Here is a 4,329-nt window from a genome sequence, read left to right as displayed (position 1 = left end):
ATCCGGCGCTGGTGCAGGCTCTCCGGCTCGACGGCGTCATCACGCTGGTCGACGGCGTCAACGGGGCGGCCACGCTCGATAACCATGTCGAGGCGGTGAAGCAGGCGGCCGTCGCCGACCGCATCGTGCTGACCAAGACCGATCTCGCCGAGGCAAGCGACGCCGAGGCCCTGCGGGCGCGACTTCATCAGATAAATCCGAGCGTGGTCCTGCTCGACGTCAATGACCCCGCTACCGGGGCAGCGTCGCTGTTCGATTGCGGCCTCTACAATCCCGAAACCAAGAGCGCCGACGTGCGGCGCTGGCTCGGAGAGGAGGCGGCGCATGATCATCATCACCACGACGATGGTCATGATCACGCCCCCCATCATCACGACCACCGCCACGACGGCCGCGTGCGCTCCCACTCGCTCGTCCATGACGGGCCGGTGCCGTTCTCGGCGATCGAGATGTTCCTCGATTTGTTGCGCTCGACGCATGGCGAGAAACTGCTACGCATGAAGGGCGTCATCGAACTTCAGGAGGATCCGTCACGGCCGCTGGTGATCCACGGCGTGCAGAAGATCCTGCATCCGCCGGCCAGGCTGCCGTCGTGGCCGGACGGACGGCGCGGCACGCGGCTGGTGCTGATCACGCTCGACATGCCGGAAGATTATGTCCAGCGGCTGTTTTCCGCCTTCACCAACAAGCCGTCGATCGACACGCCCGACCGGGCGGCGCTCGAGGCCAATCCGCTGGCGATCGCCGGGCTGTAGCTCCAGAGGTCCGATTGGCCTATGCCGCGCCGCCGCGCTCCACCAGGAAGCGATGGCCGCCGTCGACCGCCGCCGTCTCGATCAGCTGATGGCCGGCATCGGCGCAGAAGGCCGGAATGTCGATCACGGCCAGCGGGTCGGTGGTTTCCAGCCACAGACGGCTGCCGGGCCGCATCGCGGCCAGACGCTTGCGTGCCTTCAGCACCGGCAGCGGGCAGTTCAGCCCCTTTAGATCGTAGGTAGCGGCGGACCCGGCCAAGATCGAGAAATCTCAGCCGCCGAACATGCCGAGCAGTTTCTTCTTCAGCTTCGAGACCGTGCCTTCGTCGGCACTTGCCGCCTGCTGCGTTTCCAGCGCCGGTTGCGCGGAAGCCGCCTCGACGCCTGCGGTGACCACCGGCTGCTGAGCCGCCTGCTTGGCGGCTTCCTTTTCGGCCAGGGCCTGCGCCTTGGCGGCTGCCTTTTCAGCCTGCGCTTGCGCCTTGGCGGCCTTGGCCGCCTCGATCGCCGCAAGCCGCTGCTCCTCGGCCTTGCGCTTGGCCTCCTTCTCCGCGTCGAGCGCGGCCATCTTGCGGCCGAGCGGGGAATCGATGCGGCCCATCCGCGTCGTCTCGGTTACCGAGCCGTCGGCATTCATCGACGGCGGGTCGATCGGCACACGCTCGCCGCGGGCGCGGCGCTTGGACCAGTCGGAAACGATGCTGGCTTCCTTGATGCCGGCGATGGCCGGCTTAGGCGGTAGTATGCTTCCCTTGACCGCGGAGTTGAAGGCGGCGTCGTAGCGCTTTTCGTAGTCGGCGTAGGCCGTTTTCAACGAATCAGGCTGTGTCATTGCCGGGCAGGCGCCTGTCGGGTCGAAGGTGGTGCCTTCTGGCGCTACTTGATTGAAGACGTAGCGCTTCTCGCAGACGTCGACTTTCGGCGGGACCTTGGTGATTTCGAAATTGTCGTAGCCGACCTTCAGCATCTTCCAGAACTCGTAGTTCGGGTCGTTGCGGTAGCGCGCCATATTGGCGGCGGTCATGCGGAACGGGAAGGCCTGGATCTGGAACTCGGTCTGGCCGCCCTGGAAGGCATCGCGGCCGAAAGCATAGATCTGCTCGATCTGGGCATCGGTCATCGAATAGCAGCCGGACGAGGAGCAGGCGCCGTGCACCATCAAATTGGAGCCGGTGCGGCCGTTGGCCCTGTCGTAGGCGTTGGGATAGCCGATGTTGAAGGACAGATGGTAGTTCGAGCGCGGATTCATCTGCGACGGACGCACCGTGTAGAAGCCTTCCGGCGCCTGGCGGTCGCCCTCGGTGTATTTGGGGCCGAGCTTGCCCGACCATTTGCAGATGTCGTAGCTGGCGACGAGATCGTAGCGGCCGTTGGTCTTGGCCTTCCAGATCTCCAGCTTGCCTTCTTCCTTGAAGATGCGCGCCATCACCGAGGAGGTGCGCACCATGCCTTTGGCCTTCATGTCGGCGAGGATCTTATCCGGCAGGGGCTTGTTGGCCTCTGGCGCAAAATCCTTCATCGACGAATCATTGCAGCCGGCGATGCCTATCGCGGCGACAAGGACTCCGGTGCGGGCAAGCTTGGCAAACATCGATACGGCTTTGTCTTTTCTCTCAGGCCAACGGCCTCGGCATGGCCGGCCCGCAGGCTCAACACCAATGGACCGTAAGCCCGTTAACCTTGAAAATTCCTTACCGCAAGCAATAGCCAACCCCTCGCGGATATTTTCATTGAGCCGAATGCGGCGGCATTTTTGTGGCGAAAATGTTAACAGCCGCCATAGTTGCGGCGCGCGGCCGAATTAAACGGGTGGCGCTGGGGCAGACTCACGTGCTTTGTTTTCATGCATGTCGCTTTCGCAAAACCACTGCACAGTTTTGCGCGACATGCATTAAAGGCTGCGGCCCATCGCTAAATATTTCTCGCGGCGCTGCTCGCGGAAATCGGTGTTGGCGCCGGCAAAGTCCTTCATCGTCTTGGCGATCAGGTCGCCGGTGGCGGCAATCACCGTTTCCGGCGCACGCTGGGCGCCGCCCATCGGCTCGGGAACGATGGCATCGATGATCTTCATTTCGAGAAGATCCTGGGCGGTGATCTTCATGTTGGTCGCAGCGTCCTTGGAACGGGTGGTGTCGCGCCAAAGAATAGAGGCCGCGCCCTCGGGCGAGATCACCGAATAGATGGCGTGCTCCAGCATGTAGACGCGGTTGGCGGTGGCGATCGCGATGGCGCCGCCGGAGCCGCCTTCACCGATGACCACCGAGATCGACGGCACTTTGAGCGCCAGGCAGGCTGAGGTCGAGCGCGCAATGGCCTCGGCCTGGCCGCGCTCCTCGGCGCCGACGCCGGGATAGGCGCCGGCGGTGTCGACCAGCGTCAAAAGCGGAATGTTGAAGCGGTCGGCAAGCTCCATCAGCCGAACCGCCTTGCGGTACCCCTCGGGCCGTACCGAACCGAAATTGTGCTTGATGCGGCTTGCCGTGTCGGAGCCCTTCTCCTGGCCGATCACCGCCACCGGCTCGCCGCGGAAACGGGCAAAACCGCCGACGATCGCCTGGTCGTCGCCGAAATTGCGGTCGCCGGCCAACGGCGTGAAATCGCTGAACAAGCCCTTGATGTAGTCGAGGCAGTGCGGCCGGTCCGGATGGCGGGCCACCTGGACCTTCTGCCAAGGGGTGAGCGCCTTGTAGAGATCGCGCAGCGCATCGCGCGAACGCTTCTCCAGCCTGCCGATCTCGTCGGCGACATCGACCGCCTCGCCGTTCTCCGCGAGCTTCTTCAGCTCAAGGATCTTGAGCTCCAGATCCTGCACCGGCTTTTCGAAATCGAGGTAATTATACATGCTGGGGCGGACCGATCCGTCGGAAGGCAATGGCTGGCGGAACCCTGGAAATGCTGGTTCCGGGCGGTGGAACGTCGCCCTCACATAGCGATATGAAGCCTAGTCGGCAAGCGGATGATGATCGTTGACCAGCCGCACCAGCCGCTCCTCCAGCACATGAGTGTAGATCTGCGTGGTGGAGATATCGGCGTGGCCAAGCAGTTGCTGCACAGCCCTGAGATCCGCACCGTTCTGCAGGAGATGGCTCGCGAAGGCGTGGCGCAGGACATGCGGCGAGATCTTGGTCGCGGCGATGCCGGCTCGCGCCGCCAAGCCTTTGAGATCGCGTGCGAAAACCTGCCGGGAGAGATGACCGCTGTCGGAAGAGGCTGGGAACAGGAACGGGCTGTCGGCATAGGCCGGCACCCCCGCCCTGGCGGCAAGCCACGCCCGCATCGCGGCGCGCGCCTTGGCCGACAGCGGCACCATGCGCTCCTTGTCGCCCTTGCCGCGCACCATGAAGAAACGGTCGTCGCGCAGCGCCACCGTCACCGGCAGACCGACAAGCTCGGAAACGCGCAGGCCCGTGGCATAGAGCACCTCGACCAGCGCGTGCAGGCGCAGCGCCGCCAACCGGTCGCCGTCGGGCGCAGCCCCGCCCGCCTCCTCAGCCGCGCGGTCGACCAGGCGGCCCGTCTCAGCCTCGGTCATGGTCTTCGGCAGCGGCCGGCCCTTCTTCGGGCTGTCCAGCGT

The 4,329-nt window shown here is 64.4% G+C and carries 5 protein-coding genes; 1 reads left to right on the top strand and 4 read right to left on the bottom strand.

The features are described 5' to 3' along the window. A partial coding sequence (locus tag EOA32_RS33830; RefSeq protein WP_128374039.1) for a GTP-binding protein occupies positions 1-755 on the top strand: 755 nt, incomplete at its 5' end. A gap of 19 nt (positions 756-774) precedes the next feature. On the opposite strand, the gene EOA32_RS33825 is transcribed toward EOA32_RS33830, so the two are convergent. The 4 genes from EOA32_RS33825 to EOA32_RS33810 form a co-directional block, all read right to left on the bottom strand. Then, on the bottom strand, positions 775-1,014 hold the full coding sequence (locus EOA32_RS33825) for a sulfurtransferase TusA family protein (protein ID WP_066990371.1): 240 nt from the start codon (positions 1,012-1,014) through the stop codon (positions 775-777). Positions 1,015-1,026: 12 nt separating this feature from the next. Continuing rightward, a complete protein-coding gene (locus EOA32_RS33820) occupies positions 1,027-2,346 on the bottom strand; it encodes a murein L,D-transpeptidase family protein (RefSeq protein WP_066990368.1) in 1,320 nt (439 codons plus the stop codon). Between the two features lie 300 nt (positions 2,347-2,646). Next, on the bottom strand, positions 2,647-3,597 hold the full coding sequence (locus EOA32_RS33815) for an acetyl-CoA carboxylase carboxyltransferase subunit alpha (RefSeq protein WP_066990365.1): 951 nt from the start codon (positions 3,595-3,597) through the stop codon (positions 2,647-2,649). Positions 3,598-3,696: 99 nt separating this feature from the next. Then, on the bottom strand, positions 3,697-4,329 hold a 633-nt coding region (locus EOA32_RS33810; RefSeq protein ID WP_128374038.1), incomplete at its 5' end, for a tyrosine-type recombinase/integrase.

Source organism: Mesorhizobium sp. M1A.F.Ca.ET.072.01.1.1, assembly GCF_004023325.1.
GTDB lineage: Bacteria > Pseudomonadota > Alphaproteobacteria > Rhizobiales > Rhizobiaceae > Mesorhizobium.
This window is presented reverse-complemented; position numbering and strand designations above follow the sequence as displayed.